The sequence below is a fragment of the Streptantibioticus silvisoli genome, from assembly GCF_027947535.2.
GTDB classification, from domain to species: domain Bacteria; phylum Actinomycetota; class Actinomycetes; order Streptomycetales; family Streptomycetaceae; genus Streptantibioticus_C; species Streptantibioticus_C silvisoli.
Genome location: NZ_JAAGKO020000005.1, coordinates 14,147 through 32,470, shown reverse-complemented (window position 1 = coordinate 32,470; position 18,324 = coordinate 14,147). Strand labels below are relative to the sequence as shown.

At 74.0% G+C, this 18,324-nt stretch carries 16 protein-coding genes and 1 pseudogene; 9 read left to right on the top strand and 8 right to left on the bottom strand.

Annotated elements, in window-relative coordinates; all coding sequences use genetic code 11:
- Positions 1 to 64: 64 nt before the first annotated feature.
- Together POF43_RS05355 and POF43_RS05350 are read left to right on the top strand one after the other, a co-directional pair.
- A complete protein-coding gene (locus POF43_RS05355) occupies positions 65 to 487 on the top strand; it encodes a VOC family protein (RefSeq protein ID WP_271313903.1) in 423 nt (140 codons plus the stop codon).
- Positions 484 to 1,245, top strand: coding sequence for an SDR family NAD(P)-dependent oxidoreductase (locus POF43_RS05350; RefSeq protein WP_271324232.1), 762 nt, complete (start codon positions 484 to 486; stop codon positions 1,243 to 1,245). Before POF43_RS05355 ends, POF43_RS05350 begins: the two co-directional genes overlap by 4 nt.
- A gap of 121 nt (positions 1,246 to 1,366) precedes the next feature.
- Here POF43_RS05350 and POF43_RS05345 read toward each other — a convergent pair whose 3' ends face one another.
- Entirely contained in the window at positions 1,367 to 2,914 is a 1,548-nt protein-coding gene (locus POF43_RS05345) for a cation:proton antiporter domain-containing protein (RefSeq protein WP_282704432.1), read from the bottom strand.
- Between the two features lie 284 nt (positions 2,915 to 3,198).
- On the opposite strand from POF43_RS05345, the gene nhaA reads away from it, so the two are divergent.
- From nhaA to POF43_RS05330, 3 genes are all read left to right on the top strand, one after another.
- Positions 3,199 to 4,476: a Na+/H+ antiporter NhaA gene (gene nhaA / locus POF43_RS05340; protein WP_271322133.1), complete on the top strand. Its 1,278-nt coding sequence runs from the start codon at positions 3,199 to 3,201 to the stop codon at positions 4,474 to 4,476.
- Positions 4,477 to 4,590: 114 nt separating this feature from the next.
- Positions 4,591 to 5,046 (top strand): hypothetical protein, encoded by a 456-nt coding sequence (locus POF43_RS05335; RefSeq protein WP_271322134.1) that lies wholly within the window; start codon positions 4,591 to 4,593, stop codon positions 5,044 to 5,046.
- Between the two features lie 281 nt (positions 5,047 to 5,327).
- Positions 5,328 to 6,107 (top strand): SDR family NAD(P)-dependent oxidoreductase, encoded by a 780-nt coding sequence (locus POF43_RS05330; protein WP_271322135.1) that lies wholly within the window; start codon positions 5,328 to 5,330, stop codon positions 6,105 to 6,107.
- Between the two features lie 67 nt (positions 6,108 to 6,174).
- Here POF43_RS05330 and POF43_RS05325 read toward each other — a convergent pair whose 3' ends face one another.
- A complete protein-coding gene (locus tag POF43_RS05325; protein WP_271322136.1) occupies positions 6,175 to 7,941 on the bottom strand; it encodes an MOSC domain-containing protein in 1,767 nt (588 codons plus the stop codon).
- Positions 7,942 to 8,375: 434 nt separating this feature from the next.
- Here POF43_RS05325 and POF43_RS05320 point away from each other — a divergent pair, with 434 nt between their 5' ends.
- The 3 genes from POF43_RS05320 (at position 8,376) to POF43_RS35100 (ending at position 10,865) form a co-directional block, all read left to right on the top strand.
- Complete coding sequence (locus tag POF43_RS05320) at positions 8,376 to 9,830, top strand: dihydrolipoyl dehydrogenase family protein (protein ID WP_271322137.1); 1,455 nt, start codon at positions 8,376 to 8,378, stop codon at positions 9,828 to 9,830.
- Between the two features lie 448 nt (positions 9,831 to 10,278).
- Positions 10,279 to 10,578 carry a PadR family transcriptional regulator gene (locus POF43_RS05315; RefSeq protein ID WP_271322149.1) on the top strand — a complete coding sequence of 100 codons (300 nt, stop codon included), beginning with the start codon at positions 10,279 to 10,281 and terminating at the stop codon, positions 10,576 to 10,578.
- A complete protein-coding gene (locus POF43_RS35100) occupies positions 10,575 to 10,865 on the top strand; it encodes an HAAS signaling domain-containing protein (RefSeq protein ID WP_372515846.1) in 291 nt (96 codons plus the stop codon). The genes POF43_RS05315 and POF43_RS35100 overlap by 4 nt, the downstream gene beginning before the upstream one ends.
- Before the next feature lie 102 nt (positions 10,866 to 10,967).
- On the opposite strand, the gene POF43_RS05305 is transcribed toward POF43_RS35100, so the two are convergent.
- The 3 genes from POF43_RS05305 to POF43_RS05295 all read right to left on the bottom strand — a co-directional run bounded on the left by POF43_RS05305 (position 10,968) and on the right by POF43_RS05295 (position 13,394).
- The gene (locus POF43_RS05305; protein WP_271322138.1) at positions 10,968 to 11,861 is read right to left on the bottom strand and encodes a dioxygenase family protein; all 894 of its coding nucleotides are present in this window, start codon (positions 11,859 to 11,861) and stop codon (positions 10,968 to 10,970) included.
- A 182-nt stretch (positions 11,862 to 12,043) separates the two neighbouring features.
- Positions 12,044 to 13,033, bottom strand: coding sequence for an amidohydrolase family protein (locus POF43_RS05300; protein WP_271322139.1), 990 nt, complete (start codon positions 13,031 to 13,033; stop codon positions 12,044 to 12,046).
- Positions 13,034 to 13,175: 142 nt separating this feature from the next.
- Entirely contained in the window at positions 13,176 to 13,394 is a 219-nt protein-coding gene (locus tag POF43_RS05295; RefSeq protein ID WP_271322150.1) for an NADPH-dependent FMN reductase, read from the bottom strand.
- A gap of 276 nt (positions 13,395 to 13,670) precedes the next feature.
- Between POF43_RS05295 and POF43_RS05290 the strand changes: the two genes are divergently transcribed.
- Positions 13,671 to 14,207 (top strand): MarR family winged helix-turn-helix transcriptional regulator, encoded by a 537-nt coding sequence (locus tag POF43_RS05290; protein ID WP_271313113.1) that lies wholly within the window; start codon positions 13,671 to 13,673, stop codon positions 14,205 to 14,207.
- Positions 14,208 to 14,283: 76 nt separating this feature from the next.
- Here POF43_RS05290 and POF43_RS05285 read toward each other — a convergent pair.
- The 3 genes and pseudogenes from POF43_RS05285 to POF43_RS05275 form a co-directional block, all read right to left on the bottom strand.
- Positions 14,284 to 14,469: pseudogene (locus POF43_RS05285) on the bottom strand (SDR family oxidoreductase); the annotation flags it as partial.
- A gap of 26 nt (positions 14,470 to 14,495) precedes the next feature.
- Positions 14,496 to 16,169 carry a SpoIIE family protein phosphatase gene (locus tag POF43_RS05280; protein WP_271322151.1) on the bottom strand — a complete coding sequence of 558 codons (1,674 nt, stop codon included), beginning with the start codon at positions 16,167 to 16,169 and terminating at the stop codon, positions 14,496 to 14,498.
- 321 nt (positions 16,170 to 16,490) lie between these two features.
- Positions 16,491 to 18,266 (bottom strand): PucR family transcriptional regulator, encoded by a 1,776-nt coding sequence (locus POF43_RS05275; protein WP_271322140.1) that lies wholly within the window; start codon positions 18,264 to 18,266, stop codon positions 16,491 to 16,493.
- Between the last annotated feature and the right edge of the window lie 58 nt (positions 18,267 to 18,324).

The window sequence follows — 18,324 nt, the reverse complement described above, 5'->3', positions numbered from 1 at the left end:
AATGTTGACATCCGGACATCGCGCGGCGCAAGATCGGGGGTCCCAGCCGGCAGAGGAGACGCCCATGACCACGCGCCCCGCAGTCCACCTGGCCGTCCCGGTCGACGACCTGGATGCCGCCCGCCGGTTCTACGGCGGCGTCCTCGGCCTGCGCGAGGGGCGTTCCACCGGCCACTGGGTCGACTGGGACCTGCACGGCCACCAGTTGGTGACGCATGTCGTGGCGGGCGGCCCCGCGGCGGCGGGAACCAGTTCGGTCGACGGGCATGCCGTGCCCGTACCGCATTTCGGGCTGCTGCTGTCGACCGGGGAGTTCCACGAACTCGCCGACCGGCTGCGGGCGGCGGGCACCGAGTTCGTCATCGAGCCCTACCGGCGCTTCCCCGGCGAGCCGGCGGAGCAGTGGACGATGTTCCTGTACGACCCGGCCGGCAACGCGCTGGAGTTCAAGGCGTTCCTCGACGAGTCGAAGATCTTCACCCCGTGAGGCGGGTCCTGGTCACCGGAGCCTCGCGCGGGATCGGTCGCGCCGTCGCCGTGGCGTTCGCCGAACGCGGCGACCGGGTGGCCGTGCACTACGCCTCCCGGCGCGGGGACGCCGAGCAGACGCTGCGCGCGCTGTCCGGCCACGGTCACGCGCTGATCGGCGGCGACCTCGGCGACCCGGAGGCCGCTCAGCGCGTCGTGCGGGACGCGGTGCAGGAGCTGGGCGGGATCGACGTGCTGGTCAACAACGCCGGCGTCGCCCCGACCGCCGCCAACCGCCACCCGGTGGCCGACGTGTCCTACGCGGACTGGCAGCGGGCCTGGCACCGCATGATCGACGTCAACCTGCTCGGCGCGGCGAACCTGACCTACGGTGTCGCCCGGCATCTCATCGACCGCGGTGCGACGGGCAGCATCGTCAACGTCGGCTCCCGCGGCGCCTTCCGGGGGGAGCCGGACTTCCCCGCCTACGGCGCGAGCAAGGCCGCGCTGCACGCCTTCGGGCAGTCGATGGCCGTCGCGCTGGCGCCGCACGGCATCGCGGTGACGTCGGTGGCCCCGGGTTTCGTGGCCACCGAGCGGCAGTCCGGCAAGCTGGCCGGCCCGGACGGCGACGCCCTGCGGGACCAGAGCCCCTTCGGCCGGGTCGGCACCCCCGAGGAGGTCGCCGCCGCCGTGCTCTTCCTGGCCTCACCGCAAGCCGTCTGGTCCTCCGGCACGGTGCTCGACCTGAACGGCGCGTCCCACTTGCGTACGTGAGGACTGATTGCGGACGGGGGGCGCATGCAGACGGGAGTGAGCACGGCTCCGAGCGGCTGAGCTTCCCCGGAGGCACCACGCCCCCGGACGCACCACGCCCCCGGTGCCCCCACCCCTCCGTTCACCGCCTCCGCCGGCGATACGTCCACCCCGCCGGCGTTCCCGCGCGCCGAACGCGGCCGGCCGGCGGCCGGCGCGCGGCCCACGACGCCGGCAGGCGCTCCTGGCCCGCCGATCCGGCGTCCTCCTCGCCGGTGACCAGCAGGAGTTCGTCGCCCGCGCGGACGACGGTGTCCGCGGAGGCGGTCAGCAGGTGTCCGTCGCGCAGCACCATGCTGACCCAGACGTCGCCGGCGCCGACGAGGTCGCCGAGGGTGGTGCCGTCGGCGTCGGAGCCCGGTTCGACCGCGTGGCGGCGGGTGTTGCGGGGTTCGTGGGGCAGCCGGACGCCGAAGGTCCACGGTGTCGGGTCGGCGGTGCGCATCGGGACGCCGAAGCGGCGGGCCGCCCAGCCGACGGTGCCGCCCTGGACCAGGACGGAGAACGCGACGACCACGAAGATGATCCCGTAGACGCGATGGGCGTCCGGCACCCCCGCGGTGACGGCGAACGCGCCCAGCAGGATCGGCACCGCTCCCTTCAGCCCGGCCCACAGTACGAATGCGCGTTCCCCCGCGCGCAGGCGCACCGGCAGCAGCAACGGGCCGACCAGCAACGGCCGTACGACGAACGCCAGCAGGACGGCGAGCACCAGGCCGATCAGCCACACGTCGTCGCGCCCGAGCGCCCGCAGCCCGACGGTGAGGCCGAGCGCGACGAACACCACGATCTCCGCCAGGGACGCCAGCGCACCGCACACCTGCCGGATCTCCATCCGGTACGGAACGGCCTCGTCGCCGAGCAGGACGCCCGCCACCAGCACCGCGAGGAACCCGGAGCCGTGCGCGACCGAGGCGGCGCCGTAGATCACCGCCGCGCCGGCCAGCGCCCGTACCGGATGGGGGCCGGCGCCCGGCAGCGGCACCGCCCGGATGAACCGCAGCAGGCCGTATCCGCCGGCCACGCCCACCGCCACGCCGACCGCCAGCTGTTCGGCGAACGTCACCAGGATGTGGCCGATCTGCTCACCGGTCGTACCGCCGGCGCCGAGCAGGGCCACCATCAGCGCGATGCCCACCGGGTCGTTGGCGCCGGACTCGCCCTCCAGGACCGTGCCGGTGCGACCGGTGATCTCGTGGCGGCCCAGCACCGAGAAGACCACCGCCGGGTCGGTCGGCGCGAGCGCGGCGCCCAGCACGAGGGCGGTGCGCCAGGACAGGTCGCAGGCGTAGTGGGCCAGCAGGGTGACCGCGCCGGCCGTCAGCACGGTGCCGGCCACGCCGAGCGAGACGACGGGCACCGCGGCCGCGCGGAACCGGCGCCGTCCGATGCCCAGGCCGCCGTCGAACAGCACCACGATCAGCGCGACGGTGACCACCTGCTCGACCAGCGGCACCGGCACCCGTGCGCGCAGCCCCGGGACCAGGTCGGACGCGGCGGCCGCGCACACCAGGAACAGGAACGGCGCCGGCACCCGCGTGCGTTCGCTGACGCGGTTCGACAGCACCCCGGCCAGCACCACGACCCCGAGGACCAGCACCGTCAGCCCGATGTTCTCCGTACTTCGCACCGGGTCATTCCATCAAACGCCCACCGCGTCACGCCCGTGACCTGATGATCTGCCCAGCCCATGACCCGATGACCTGCCTGGCCCATGACCCGATGACCTGCCCGGCGAGCGCGGCCGCGACCCGCTCTCCTGGTACTCCGCACCCACGCCCCCGCACCGCCCATATCATCCGGTATCCGCCCGTATGCTGAACGTGCCGCGGCACGGGACGCGGGGTGCGCCGGGAAGACTGGTCGGCGAGGTGCGGGTCCGCGGGGACCCGGCCCGACAGCCAGGAGGTCGTCTTGGAACGCGGCACCCCGCCCCGGCGTTCGGTCTTCCTCAAGCTGCTGCCGTGGCCCGAACGGGTCGAGGTGGCCCGCGCCCTGCGGGCCGAGACGGTGGGCGGCGTGATCCTGCTGGCCGCCGCGGTGGTGGCGCTGGCCTGGGCGAACAGCCCCTGGCGCGACGCGTACGCCCGGGTGGCCGCGTACCACTTCGGTCCCGCCGCGATCGGGCTCGACCTGTCGGTGGCGCACTGGACGGCCGACGGACTGCTGACCGTCTTCTTCCTCGTCGCCGGGATCGAGCTGAAGCGTGAACTGGTGCTGGGCGAGCTGCGCACTCCGGCCGCCGCAGCGCTGCCGGTCATCGCGGCGGTGTGCGGGATGGCGGTACCCGCCGCGCTGTACGTGGCCGTCGCCCGGGCCGGCGGCGGCAGCACGGCGGGCTGGGCGGTGCCGATGGCGACCGACATCGCCTTCGCGCTGACGGTGCTCGCGGTGCTGAACACCCATCTGCCGTCCGCGCTGCGGGCGTTCCTGCTCACGCTGGCCGTCGTCGACGACCTCGGCGCGATCATCGTCATCGCGCTGTTCTTCAGCGGCCACCTCGCCCCGGCCGCGCTCGGCGGTGCCGCCGCCGGGCTCGTCGTCTTCTACCTGATGCAGCGGTTCCGGGTGCGCGGCTGGTGGTGGTACGTGCCGCTGGCGCTCGTCATCTGGGCGCTGACCTACAACGGCGGGGTGCACGCCACCGTCGCCGGCATCGCCATGGGGCTGCTGCTGCGCACCCGGCGCGACGAGGCGGCCGGTGAGACCGCGTCGCCGGGCGAACGGGTCGAGCACCTGCTGCGGCCGGTCTCGGCGGGGGTCGCGGTGCCGCTGTTCGCGCTGTTCGCCGCCGGGGTGAGCGTCTCGGGCCCGGCGCTGCGGGCGGTCTTCACCGCTCCCGAGCCGCTGGGGGTGCTGGTCGGGCTGGTGGCCGGCAAGACGCTGGGCATCTTCGCCGGCACCTACCTGGCCGCCCGCTTCACCCGCGCCCGCCTCAACCCGGACCTCGCCTGGGCCGACGTCTTCGCCGTCTCCGTGCTGGCCGGCGTCGGCTTCACCGTCTCCCTGCTCATCGGCGAACTCGCCTTCCCCGGCGCCGACGAGGCCGGCCACGTCAAGGCCGCCGTCCTGGTCGGCTCGCTGATCGCCGCCGCGCTGGCCACGTTGTTCATCCGGCGCCGCAACCGGGTCTACCGGCGGCTGTGGGAGGCGGAGAACTCCCCCGGCGACGACCACTCCGTGCCGGCGTGAGCGTTCCCCGGCATGCGTCGCGCGGCACGCCGCGGTCGTACTACCCAGGGCCCGGCACGCTGTCTACGGTGGGACGACGCCGTAGGGGCACTGGCTGTGGGTCGAGGGGGACGAGTGGAAGCGGAGTTGGTGGCGCTGGCCGGGTCGGGGGCGTCGACGCTGGTGGGGCTGATGGTCTCGGACGGCTGGGAACAGGTGCGGCGGCGGATCGCCCGGCTGCTCGCGCGCGACGGTGACGTGCCCTCCGCCGAGGCCGAGTTGCAGCGGGCGCGGGACGGGGTGGTCGCCGCCCGGGACGACGGCGACGAGGAGGCCGAGTCCGACTACGTGGAGGAGTGGACTCCGCGCCTGCGCCGCCTCCTGCGCCGCGACCCGGACGCCGGACGTCAACTGCTGGCGCTGCTGGCGGAGTTGGACGGCGCGGCCCCCTCGCAGTCCGCCGAGTCCGTCCACAACACGATCAGCGGCGGCGTCCAGCACGGCCCGGTCTTCCAGGGCCGCGACTTCTTCGGCGGCCTCACCTTCAACGGCCCGCCCGCGCCGGGGCCGGCGCCGGAACGGGACGGGTGAAGCGGCAGTGCGGTGGACCGGCGGAACGGTGAAGCGGCAGAACGGTGAAGCGGCAGAACGGTGAAGCGGCGGAACGGTGGACCGGCGGGCGGCGGGTGGGAGCGCGGCGACGAACGCGTCCGTGATCGGCACGGTCCGGCCGACCGCTCGCGCGAGATCGGGGACGCGGCACCATCGCCGCGTCCGTCGTCGCCTCCCCCGGGAACAACCCGCCTCCGCCAGGAACAATCCGCCGCCGGGGCCGATTGACGAAGGGACAGCACGCGGCGAGAGGACACATCGTGGATCTTGGGCTGACCGGCCGGCGGGCCGTGGTGACCGGTGGGAGCAGGGGGATCGGGCTGGCGATCGGGCGGGCGCTGGCCGCCGAGGGGGCCGACGTGGCCCTCGTCGCGCGCGGTGCGCGGGCGCTGGACGAGGCGGCCGGACGGGTGGCGGCGCAGAGCGGCCGGCTGGTCGTCGCGGTACCGGCGGACACCGGGAGCGACGCCTCGGTGGCCGCGATGGCCGAGGAGGTCGTCGGGCGGCTGGGCGGGGTCGACATCCTGGTCAACGCGGCGGCCACCGCCAGCACCGGGAGCTTCCCCGAGGACACCCTCGCCGACGAGGTCAACGTCAAGGTCCAGGGGTATCTGCGCACCGCCCGCGCCTTCGCACCGGGCATGCGGGAGCGGGGCTGGGGGCGGATCATCAACATCAGCGGCAGCGCCGCCCGGCAGACCGGCTCGCTCGTCGGGTCCGTGCGGAACGTCGCGGTGGCCGCGCTGTCGAAGAACCTCGCCGACGAACTCGGCCCGCACGGGGTGACCGTCGTCGTCGTCCACCCCGGCCTGACACGCACCGAGCGGACCCCGCAGACCCTCGCCACGATGGCCGCGAACCGCGGTACCGACGTAACGGACGTCCAGCGCGCCGCCGAGGCGTCGATCTCGATCGGCCGCATGGTCACCGCCGAGGAGGTCGCCGACGTCGTCGCGTTCCTCGCCAGCCCGCGCAGCGTCGCGCTCAACGGCGACCCGGTGGTGGCGAGCGGCGGCACCCTCGGACCGATTCACTACTGACGCACTGGCGTATCGGCGTACCGGCGTACCGGCATACCGGCATATCACCGGCCGAGCGGACCCGTTGTCACAGGTCGAGGACGACGTCCGCCGCGGGCGCCGAGCAGCAGATGAGCGCGCTGCCCGCGGCCGGCGGTTCCACGGGGTCGGGGTCGTGGACGACGTCGCCCTGGAGGACGGCGGTCTCGCAGGTGTGGCACACGCCCGTGCGGCACGACCAGCGCACCGGCACGTCGCACGCCTCGGCCAGCTCCAGCAGCGTGCCGTGGCCGGGGTCCCACGGGACGGTGAGGCCGGCGCGCGCGAAGGAGACGGCCGGCCCCGGGCCCGGTCGCCCGGTGGGCGGGTGCGGGCGGACGGCCGTGGCGGGGGCGATGCCGGGGGTGACGGCGGCGGCCGTGCCGAAGACCTCGCGGTGGACGCGGCCGGCCGGCAGGCCGTGGGCGGTCAGCGCGGCGGTGAGGTCGTCCATGAAGGCGACGGGTCCGCACAGGTAGGCGTCCGCGTCGGTGGGCAGGCCGGCGCGGGCGAGGAGTTCACCGGACAGGCGGCCGGTGTCGGTGTAGTCGGTGCCCGGCCGGTCCTCCGGGCGCGGATGGCTGTAGCAGACGCGCCAGGTGCTGCCCGGCAACCGGTCCAGCAGTTCCCTGACCTCGCGGGCGAAGGCGTGCTCGGCGCCGTCGCGTGCTCCGTGCAGCCACCACACCGGCCGGCCGGAGGCGCTGTCGGCGACGGCCCGCAGCATGGCCACGACCGGGGTGGCGCCCACGCCGGCCGAGGCGAGGACCAGCGGCCCGGTGCCGGGGGCGAGCACGAAGGAGCCGCGGGGAGCGGCGGCCCGCAGGGTGTCGCCCTCCCGTACCCGGGTGTGGATACGGGCACTGGCGGCGCCGTGCGGTTCGCGCTTGACGCTGACGCGGTACTGGTCGGCGCCGGGTCGGCCGGACAGCGAGTAGCTGCGGACCAGCGCGGGCCCGGCGTCGTCGGGGTCCAGCCGCAGGGTCAGGTACTGGCCGGGCGCGGCGGCGGGCAGCGGGGTGCCGTCGGCGGCGGCCAGCCACAGCGACACGATGCTGCGGCTCTCGTGCCGGATCGCCGTCACGGTCAGCGGGCGGAACCCGGGCCAGGCGGGCGGGGGCGCGGCGGTGCCGGGGCTCAACCCCGCGTTGCCCGAGGTGCCCGGGCCCTGGCCGGCCTGGTCGAGCAGGGCGCGGAACGACTGCTGCCAGCCGGGGCTGAGCGCGTCGACGCGCAGCGCCTGTTCGATCCGGTCCCGGGGGTGGTCGCGCAGGTACAGCAGACCGTCGACCTCGGTGACGGTCATCCGGCCGGGTCCGGAGGCGATCTTCGTGATCTGCTGGCCGGCCTCCACCGCGCCCTCGGTCAGGACCCGGAAGTAGAAGCCGGGGCGCCGGTGCGAGACCAGCAGGGCGGGCATCCGGGGTTCGGCCATCCGCAGACCCACCCGGTAGCAGGTCACCCGCGGCTGGGTCACCTCGAAGACCGCGTCGCCGATCCGGTAGCGGTCCCCGAGGCATACCTCGTCGTCCGCCAGCCCCTCCACGGTGAAGTTCTCACCGAACTGCCCCAGGACGAAGTCGTCGCGGCCCAGGACGCGCTGCCAGTACCGGTAGGAGTCGAGCTGGTAGACCATCACGGCACGCATCTCACCGCCGTGGCCGGCCAGGTCGCCCTGTCCGTCGCCGTCGACATTGAGGCGCCGGACCATCCGCGGTCCGCGCACCGGGCTCTTCCAGATCCCGGTGCGCACGGTCCGCCCGCGCCAGGAGACGTCCTGGGGCAACCCCACGTTCACGGAGACCAGCCTGGCCACGACGCCACCTCATCCCGCGACATCCGATTTCAGTACTTTTGTTCCGCTTCAGGGTAGGCCATGTCCGGCGGATACCGGCGGGCGCGCGACGCCGGTACGGCGCCCCGCCGCACCGCGCGCCGCCGCGCGCCGCACCGCCGAGTTCCCCCGCCCCGCCGCGCGCCGCACCGCCAAGGACGGCAGTGCGCCGCTTTCCGCCCCGCCGCGCTGCGTACGGCACCCGCGTCGGACGGCTCACCGCGCGCCGCGTCCCCGGTCGGCGCCCGCGCCGCCACCGGGAGCAACGGGAGCACCGGGACCACCAGGGGCCACCGGGGGGCAGCCGACGCCCGGCGAACGCCTTCGGGGGAAGGGCGTGTCGGCGGGCGGTGCCGCGGAACGCCCGGTGATTCGCCATGATGATCACGGACCACCGGTGACGAAGGGCGGATCGCATGACAGCGGCAGACGACAGGACCGGCGACCAGGCCGAGTACGACGTGGTGGTGCTCGGCGCCGGGCCGACCGGGGAGAACCTGGCCGACCGGGTGCACGCGGCGGGCCTGACGGCCGTCGTCGTGGAGAGCGAACTGGTCGGCGGCGAGTGCTCGTACTGGGCGTGCATGCCGAGCAAGGCGCTGCTGCGGCCGGTGGTGGCGCTGGCCGAGGCCGGACGGGTGGGCGGGGCGCGGCAGGCGGTGACCGGATCGCCCGACGTGCCGGCGGTGCTGGAGCGCCGGGACGCCTTCGCGTCGCACTGGAAGGACGACGGCCAGGTCTCCTGGCTGGAATCGGCCGGGATCGACCTGGTCAGGGGGCACGGGCGGCTCGACGGCGAGCGCCGGGTGGTGGTGACAGGACCGGACGGCGGCGAACGGGTGCTGACGGCCCGGCACGCCGTCGCGGTGTGCACCGGGTCCGGCGCGGCGCTGCCGCCGTTGCCCGGGATCGAGGAGGCCCGGCCGTGGACCAGCCGGGAGGCGGTCAGTGCCAAGGAGGCACCGCGCCGGCTGGCGGTGGTCGGCGGCGGCGTGGTCGCCGTCGAGATGGCCACCGCGTGGCGGGCGCTCGGCAGCGAGGTGACGTTGCTGGTGCGCGGCGACGGGCTGCTGCCGCGCCTGGAGCCGTTCGCGGGCGAGCTGGTCGCCAAGGGGCTGACCGAGGCCGGCGTCACGGTCCGCACCGGCGTGTCGGTCACCGGGCTCAGCCGTGCGGACGCGGCGGGACCGGTGACGCTCACGCTGGACGACGGCGGCCGGCTCGACACCGACGAGATCCTGTTCGCCACCGGGCGTTTCCCGCGGACCGCGGACCTGGGGCTGGACAGCGTCGGCCTGGAACCGGGGAGCTGGCTCACCGTCGACGACACCTGCCGGGTGACCGCGGTCGAGGGCGGCTGGCTGTACGCGGCGGGCGACGTCAACCACCGCGCGCTGCTGACCCACCAGGGCAAGTACCAGGCCCGGATCGCCGGCGCGGTCATCGCCGCCCGGGCGCAGGGCGAAGCGGTCCAGCCGGGGCCGTGGGGTCCGCACGCGGCGACGGCCGACTCGGCGGCGGTGCCCGCGGTGGTCTTCACCGACCCCGAGGTGGCCTCCGTCGGCCTGTCCGCCGCCGACGCCGAACGCGAGGGCCGCCGGATCCGCGTCGTGGACCACGACCTGGGGGCCGTCGCGGGGGCCGCGCTGTTCGCCGACGGCTACCGCGGGCAGGCCCGCATGGTGGTCGACCTCGACCGCGGCCACCTCGTCGGCGCCACCTTCGTCGGCTCCGGCGTCGGCGAACTGCTGCACTCCGCCACGGTGGCCATCGCCGGCGAGGTCCCCGTCGAACGCCTGTGGCACGCGGTCCCGTCCTACCCCACCATCAGCGAGATCTGGCTGCGGCTGCTGGAGACGTACCGCGGCTGACGCGCCGGTCCGCCCCGCCGCCGGTCCGGTGCGGCCGGGGCGGCCGGGCCGGGGCCACGCCACCGTCTTCCCCGAGCGTGAGGGGGACGACGGGGAGGTGCCGGGCGCCACCGGCCCCATGACGCGGCCGGAACCAGGACCGTGGCTGCGGAGCGAGCGCGGGTCGTACGCGGCATCGCAGGGGCCGCGGCGGACCGGCCCGGCCGCCATCTCATCGACTGCCTGAACACCGGCTACATGATGCGGGACAGCGGGTGAGCTTGTTCCAAGGCCGGGTATTCAGCGCATTCGTGCTGGTGGCAAGGGAGTTGGCGGCGGTCGTCGTGCCGGAGGGAACGCGGGCAACGGAACGGCGTTGGAGCAGGTAGTCCGCCAAGACTTCTGCCACTCACGGAGCTCCGTTGTCTGCACGTCATGGTGCCCTGCCGCCTGGTCCGACGACCGTGTCCTGAGCCTGCTGCGCGGCGGGCCGCATTACGGAACGGAGCTACTGGCGGCGCCGGCCGAGACCGGTGCCCTGGCGACCAGCCAGGGCACCGCGTATCCGCTGCTGGCGCGGCTGCGGCGAGAGGAGTTGGTGACCACCGACTGGAACGAGTCGCCCAACGGCCCGCCCCGCCGCTTCTGCACCCTGACCCCACAAGGCCGTGCCGCACTGGAGGATTTCTCCTCGGTGTGGGCGGAGTTCACCGACGCGGTCGACCGCGTCCTCGCTCTCGACCGGCCCCACCTTCGGGGTAAGCAGTGAAGACCGATTCCCGGATACGGCCCTACTTGGCCTCCGTCGAGCGCGCCGCGTCCGCGCTGCCGGCCCGACGGCGCGAAGAGCTGATTGAAGATCTCGCTGAGCACATAGGGGTCAACCTCATCGAGCGACCGGGCCAATTGGTCGCCATTCTCGCTGAGTTGGGTGATCCGGAGGAGATCGCCGCCATCGCCTGCAAGAGAACGCGGTGGATGCCGACCACGCCAGGGACCGCAACCCGCGGCTGGCCGTCGGAGCGCTCGCGGTCGGCTCCGCACCCGCACGGCTAGGACCTGCCCTCGCCCCGCAGCCCTGCGGCACACCGCCCGCCGGAACTTCCGACAGCAACCGACAGCCATCCTGACCAGCGCAATCGGAAAACCGCTGCTGAATCACCGGCCCACGCCGCGTGCGGGAACCGCTGAGGTCGCGGGCCGTAGGACGAAGTCGTGGGTGAGGGCGCGGTAGGGCCGGTCGAGGCCGTGGGCGCGGCAGTCGTCGGGGTCGTCGTGCCGGGTGGTGGTCCCGACCGCGGCAGCGGGAACGGGGCCTTCGATGACGCCGTCGACGCGGGGGTCGCCGTCGAAGTAGATCTGGGTGGTCAGCGTCAGGGATTCGCCGGCGGAGACGATGGCGTGGATGTGCACGGGGCGTTCGCCCGGTAGCCGCAGTGCCCGGGTGAGGTCCGCGAGGGGGCCGCCGGGCCGGAAGCCGAAGGATTCGACGCCGGGCATCACGGTGCGGAACTCGTAGTGCCCGCCGCTGTCGGCGACGACCCGGGCCCGGAGGTTGTCGGCGGGGATGCCGGTCGCGTCGTTGGGGATGTCCAGCGGCATGAAGTCGGCGGCGGTCAGGCCGGAGTAGATGTTGTCGGCGTCGATCTGCCAGACGTCGAGGACCGCACCGGGAAGCGGCTCGCCCGCAGTGGACCGCACGCTCCCGGACACGATCAGGGGCTCGCCGGGTTCGCCGGGGCGACTCGGCAGCACGGCGGGGCTGTCCAGCAGCGGGGCTCCGGGCAGGTGGGCGGGGCCCTCCATCTCCCAGGAGCTCGCGCCGTCCGATTCCGGATGGGCGTAGCCGGCGCCCTCGGTGCCTTTCAGCACGGCTTTCACGAACAGGACGGTGGCGAGCGGCAGTTCCCCGGCGTCGGCGGCCTGCTGGACCCACCTCACGGCGGCCGACAGCTCCTCCATGGTGACCCGGTGCTTGGCGATCACGTCGTCGACGGCGCGGCGCAGATCGGCGAACACGACCTGAAGTCTGGTCCCGGCGGGCTTGCTCATGGCTCTTCCTCTCCTGGACGCGGGTGGCGGGAGGTGAACGGGTGCGGGCCGAACCAGGCGTGTCCGGCCGGCGGCCTTCGCCCCGGCGGCTCCCCGGCTCGCGGACGCGCCCTTTGCCGCAGCCGGGCCGGGCCCGACGGGGCCGGGGCCCCGATCGGACCGGAGCCGAGCCGGGTGGCCGGTCAGCGGCGGATGCCGGCGACGAGCTTCTCCCAGGTGCGGAACGCGATGCCTTCGCGTTCCGCGTCGCTGAGCGGCGCGGTGTCGAGGAATCGGCGCGCGGAGCCGTCGCGCTCGCGGTTGAACGGGTAGTCGGAGGCGTACATGAGCCGCTCGGCGCCCACGGTCTCCAGACTCCACCGCAGGTACTTGTGGCTGGAGATGCCGCCGGGCGTGATGAAGATGTTCGAGCGGAAGTACTCGGCGACCGGCCGCTGGAGGCGGGTGACCCTGTCGAGGGCGGCGATGCGGTCGAGGTAGAACAGGACGACCTCGCCCCAGTGCCCGAGGATCACCTGGAGATCGGGGAACCGGTCGAACAGGCCCGAGACGATCATCCGCAGGACGGTGAGCCCGGCGTCGTAGTGCCAGCCGAACGCCCCGGTCGCGAGCAGGCTGTTCACGGGCTCGTCGAACCCGCTGTAGTAGGCCTGCCCGACGACCGGGACCGGAGCGCGCGGATGCAGGTAGACGGGCGCGCGCAGGTGTGCGGCCGCCTCGTAGACGTCCCAGAACGCCGGTGCGTCCACCGTGCGGTCGCCGGACCGCGCGGGGACCAGCGCGCCGTTGAGCCCGAGTTCGGTGACGGCACGCCGCAGTTCGGTGGCGGCGGCCACCGGAGCGGGCATGGCGAGCGTCGCGAATCCCTGGAGCCGCTCGGGGTGGCGGCGCACGGCGGCAGCGATGGCGTCGTTCGTGGGCCGCTGAAGGGCGACGGCCTCTGCCGCGGCCAGGTTCTGCAGGCCCGGCGTGGTCAGGGACAGCACCGCCGTGTCGATCCCGGCGTCGTCCATGGCGGCGAGGCGGCCGTCGTCGAGATCCAGCAGCGCCGGCGTGACGTCGCTCCCGACGGCCCATCGCATCATCGGCTCGGTGAGCTGCGGGTCCTGCAGCTTCCACGCCTCGATCACATCGGCGGTGGCCATGTGCTCCTCCAGCCCGTAGATCCTCATCGACGAAACCGCCTCCTTGTTCTTCACGTCAGGCTCGGCTCGTCGAGCGCGGACGCACTTCGAGGTCGCCGGCCCGGTGGGTTCGCGGCGGGTCCCGGTGGTCGGCCGCCGTGAGTGCGGGCGTGTCAGTACCTGATGGTCTTCAGCGCGCCGGCCCAGGACTCGAGCCGGGTGAACTGGGCAGCGGCCGCGGCGGTCGTGGTGCGCCGCGGGCTTGAACGTGGTCGATCGCGTGCTTCAGCACTCCGGGGATGGAGCGGTTGTACTCCGGGGTGACGAAGACGTACCCGTCGAACGCGCTGATCCTCGCGGCCCAGGCCTTCGTGTGATCGCCGGCGTAGGCGCCTCGGGCCGGCGGCACCGGCTCGTGCAGGTGCGGGAGCGGGAAATCGGCCAGGTCGATCAACTCGTGGACGGCGGCGGTGCGTTCCCCCGCCCTGGCCGGGACCGGTCCGCCACCGCCTTGCCGTTGCGGCCGGGGTGGGTGCCGCCCGGAATGATCGCGAGCTTCAGGTCGCTCATGAGTGCAGCCTCCGGTGACGATCGACGCATCACTTGAACGTTCATGTGTAACCGTAGGCGACCATCACGTGAAAATTCAAGTCCTCCCGGCCGGAGCGGAGCTTAGACTGTGCGCATGTCTGCTCAAGGGGAGCCCGAGGCGGCCGAGCCCCACTGGCTCACCGCCGACCAGCTCGCGGCGTGGCGCGGGTTCATGAACCTCCTTCAGCGGCTCCCCACCGCTCTCGAGTGGCAGCTCCAACGGGACGCGCAGCTCAGCTTCATCGAGTACTACGTGCTCGCGCTCCTGTCCGATCTGCCCGAGCGCCGCATGCGGATGAGCGAACTGGCGGCCCGGGCCAACTCGGAGCTGTCACGCCTGTCGCACATGGTCGGCCGACTCGAGAAGCGCGGTCTGCTCCGCCGCGAACCCGATCCGTGCGACGGGCGGTACACGCACGCGATCCTGACCGACGCCGGGTACGCCTACCTGGCGGAAGCGGCCCCCGGGCACGTCGGGCGGGTGCGCGAGCTGTTCATCGACGTCCTCGACCCGGAGGAACTGCAGACGTTGCGCCGGTGCGCCGAGAAGGTCGGCGCCCGCATCGACGGCTCGCCGGAAAAGGGCGGAACGGGGCGGGCCGAGAACCCGGTCGGGCAACGGGGCCGCTGAAGTACGGGGGTCGGTGGGCGAGGTGCCGTGCCTGCGAAGAGTCCGCCTGCGCCGCCGGTACCGAGACGGCTGCCTTCGCCAACTCGGCGGCGGTGCCGACGCGGTGGAGGGGCACGGTCCGCCGGAGTTCGCCGTGGACGGCGGCCTGCCGCTCGGGACCGGGCGACGTGGACACGGCCGTGACAGTCGGCCCCGGGCTCAGCCCGTCGACCCGGATACCCCGGTCCCTCAGCTCATGGGTCAGCCCGCGGGAGAAGGACAGCAGGCCCGCCTCGAACGATCGGCGGGTCAGGGGGTGCGCAAGGTGAGGATGGCGACGTCGTCGTCGTTCTTGTCGCCGGCCGGGCGAGTTCGCTCCAGCAGCAGGTCGGTGAACGCCGCCAGCGGGCGATGGGCCAGGGACGCGGCATGCTTGCGGAGCCGTCCGAGACCGTCGTCGATGGGGCGGGCGCGGCTTTCGACCAGGCCGTCGGTGTAGAAGGCCAGGGTCGATCGGGGCGGCAAGGTGACGCTGGCATCGGTGCGCGTAGGCGTCAGCCCGGTGCCCAGGAGCATGCCGTGTCCGTCGGTGAGATAGCTGGCCCGTCCGTCCTGCGTGACCAGCAGCGGCGGCGGGTGGCCGGCGTTGGTCCAGGTCAGCCGCCACATGCCGTCGGCGCCCCGCTCCATGACCGCGAAGACCAGAGTCACCATCGGCACGCCCGCCAGACGCGTCGACCCGTCCAGCCGCCGCACGATCGCGCTGGGTGGCTCGTGGTGGCTCCAGGCGTAGGCGCGCAGCATGCTGCGCATCTGCGCCATGCCCGCCGCGGCGTCCAGGTCGTGCCCGACCACGTCGCCGATGGCCAGAGCTGTCATGCCGTCGGCCAGGGTGAAGGCGTCGTACCAGTCCCCGCCGACCTGGGACTCGTCCGGCGCGGGAAGGTAGCGCGCGGCCATGCCCAGCCCCGGTATCGAGGGGAGTTGCGGCAGCAGGTGACGTTGCATGGTCTCGGCGACCTTGCGCTGGCGCTGGTAGAGCCGGGCGTTGTCCAGGGCCAGCCCCGTACGGCGGGTGAGGTCCTCCACGAGCGACAGGTCCGCCGAGGTCAGCGGACCGCACTGTCTCGACCGCCCCAGGGTCAGCGCGCCGAGCACGTCCCGCAGACCTCTGATGGGCGCGATGGCGGCCGAGTGCATGCCCGTCGCCTCGAACAGCCTGGCCTGTTCGATGGCGATGCCGGAGTCCGGCGGCCCTTGGTAGGTCTGCGGCGTCACCAAGGTGGAGGCCGCTCCCCGCAGCGCGCGGGACAGCGGCATCGGCGAGTCGGCCGGCACCGGCGGCATCGGCCCCTGCAAGTCCTCCCGAGCGGCGAGCACACCGTCCTCGTAGTGCATGACGATGGACCGTTCGACCTCGTCGCTCTCGGTGATCAGGTCGACCACCGCCCAGTCGGCGATGCGGGGAACGGCCAGGCGAACCAGGCGGTTCAGCGCCTCGTCGCTGTCGAGGGTGGACGTCAGCTGGGTGGTCGTCTCAGCCAGCAGCGCCAGCCGCTCCAGCTCCGACAGCACCGCACCGGGCTCGCGCGGCAGGTCGGGGTCGTCCGCGGCGCGGCCGTGGTCGGCGAAGACCACCACCGTGTCCGCGTCGGCACTCGGCGCGGCGTAGGGCGCGATCAGCCAGGACAACTCGACCAGCGCCCCGTCGCCGCGCTCGAACCATCCGGAGCCGGCCTGGGCGCGGCGGGCGGAGAACGCCCGCGCTATCGGGCACCCGGCCCTGGTCGGCGGCTGCCCGTGCTGGTCGCGGTGCAGCAGGTCGTGAGCATCCTGCCCGACCAGATCAGCGGTGTCCCTGCCCAGCAGTCGCTCCGCGTGGCCGTTGACCCGGGCGATCACCCCGTGCCTGTCCACCACGCAGACCGCCGCCCCCAGCAGGTCGGGCACCCCGGCCGGAGGAGCCGCCCCGGCTGCGCGCATATCACCGGCCCCGGCGTTCACCACGATCTCCTCCCTCCTTCGGCCCGTCCTGTCCGGACGGCGTGAGCCTCTCACGATCCGTGCCAGGTGGCCGAAGCCGGACCAGCCGGGCTCGTGCGACGGAACGCACTGACCCGCATACCACGGATTCCCAGGCGGGACAAACACGAAAGCGCCGGAACCTCGTCCCCACGCCACCCCGCGCCAGCCGCCCGCTGCTGGCCGCGATCCGCCTCGGAGAACCGGTGAACCCGACCCGCGGACCCGCGCGCACCGGTGCCGGCCATTGCGTCGCCGGCGTCCCTCCCGAACGCCCACGACTCAGTGCGGTACGTCGAGCACGTTGCGGATGCGAGTGGCGACGTGCAGGTTGAGGCGGGTCCCGACGTCACTGAGGTCGTGCCCGGTGATCTCGCCGATGCGCTGGAGGCGGTAGCGGACCGTGCTGCGGTGGACGAGCAGCGTCCGCGAGGTCGTGTCGTAGCTGCCGCCGCTCTCCAGATAGCGCGAGAGGGTGGTCACCAGCTCGGTGTGGTGGCGGGCGTCGTAGTCCAGCAGCCGGCCCAGCCACTCGCGGACGAAACGGTCGGCTTCCCGCTGCCCGTCGCCGGCGCCCATCATGCGGCACAGGCCCAGTTCCTCGAAGCCGGTGCTGCCGTACGGGTCCTGGGACCGGCGGCGGATGGTGAGGGCGCGGACCGCCTCGTCGTAGGAGTGGGGCAGATCGGTGAAGACGTCGCACCGGCCGCCGACCCCGATCGTGCCGGCCCCGGTGCCGAGCTCGTCCGAGAGGGCCCGGTGCAGCTCGCTTCCCGGATCACGCCGGTCCTCGTCGGTCACCAGGGCGACCGTGGTGGCGCCGCGGGAGCCGACGAGCACCTCCCGGCGCAGCCGCCCGGCCACCCGCACCACCGCTTCCCCGACGACGGCCGTCGCGGCCGTGCCGGGCCATTCCAGTGCGGCAACCCTGTGCGGCCGGTGCAGGTCGTGGCCCAGGGCCGCCGCCTGGGTGAAGACGTCGTCGGTCGTCCCACCTGAGATCAGCCGGTCGACCAACGCGCTTCTCAGCCGGGGTTCCAGCTCGGCCAGCCTGTACTCGTGCGCGAGCTGGGGGGCCAGCACCAGCGCCGCCTGTTCGAGCGCCGCGGTGTCCGTTTCGGTCGCCCGCCGGTCCGGGTCGACCAGCGCGACCACACCGAGCAGATCGCCGGCCATCTGGATGGGGACGATCAGCCGGTCCCGGTCCCGGACGGTGCCGGGCCGGCGCAGCGCCCCGTCCATCAGGGCGGTCCGGCGCCGGGCGCCCGGCTGCGGGTACGGCCGGCTGCCGGGTACTGTCCGGGACTCGCCCCGGCGGGGACCGGCCCGGGCCCGCGTGTTGCCGAATCGGTCCTCGGTGAGGGCCGTGAATCCGGTGTGGTCGTGCAGGGCGTGCAGGATTCCCTGCTCGCCGCCGCCGGAGACGGCGGCGCGGGAGAGCGCGTCCTGGACGGCGAGCCGCGACGCCAGGGCGGAGACGGTCGCGGTGAGTGCTGGGGTGGGCGGGCCGTCTGCGGCCCCCCGGACGTTCCCGCTCTCCGGCAGTTCCCCGGTCCCCGCCATGCCCTCCGACTCGACGCGGGCCGGCTGCGCCCGGTACCCGGTCAGGCGTGCGAGGGCGATCCCCGTCTGCTGCGCGAGCAGGTCCGTCAGGGCGCTCTCCTCGGCCGAGGGCATGGTCAGGGATCGAACGACGAGATAGCCGAGGCAGTGGTCCCGGTATCGCAGAGCGATGGCTCGTGCCCACGGCACGCCCGGCTCGTCCAGGTGCCGGCTGTGGCCGTCCAGAGCGTCGATCCGCCGGTCGAGCCGGTCGGCGGCCGCCACGTCGGCGGCGGCCACGTCGGCCGGCGTTCCGCGCGACGGGTCCGCCGCCGGCCACCGCAGCACGGGACTACCCGGCCGGGCGATGACGGGGGCGGCGACCTGGCGCGGTGGGCAGCGCCGCGCCAGACCGTCGTGCACGGTGTAGGCGGCTTCGGCGGTGAAGGGGCCGGTGGCGGCGATCGCCACCATGGCCTCCCACAGCACCCCGCGCTCGTCCGTGCGGTCGAGCATGACCGTCACCAGTCGTAGCAGTGCGTGTCGCGCGGCCCCCGGCTGCGGGGTGAGGTGG

Bases quoted from the DNA above. Each gene is read 5' to 3' on its own strand.
- POF43_RS05355 (WP_271313903.1), top strand. From the start codon at position 65: ATGACCACGCGCCCCGCAGTCCACCTGGCCGTCCCGGTCGACGACCTG.
- POF43_RS05320 (WP_271322137.1), top strand. From the start codon at position 8,376: ATGACAGCGGCAGACGACAGGACCGGCGACCAGGCCGAGTACGACGTG.
- POF43_RS05305 (WP_271322138.1), bottom strand. From the start codon at position 11,861: ATGAGCAAGCCCGCCGGGACCAGACTTCAGGTCGTGTTCGCCGATCTG.
- POF43_RS05300 (WP_271322139.1), bottom strand. From the start codon at position 13,033: ATGAGGATCTACGGGCTGGAGGAGCACATGGCCACCGCCGATGTGATC.
- POF43_RS05290 (WP_271313113.1), top strand. From the start codon at position 13,671: ATGTCTGCTCAAGGGGAGCCCGAGGCGGCCGAGCCCCACTGGCTCACC.
- POF43_RS05280 (WP_271322151.1), bottom strand. From the start codon at position 16,169: ATGCGCGCAGCCGGGGCGGCTCCTCCGGCCGGGGTGCCCGACCTGCTG.
- POF43_RS05275 (WP_271322140.1), bottom strand. From the start codon at position 18,266: ATGCTCGACCGCACGGACGAGCGCGGGGTGCTGTGGGAGGCCATGGTG.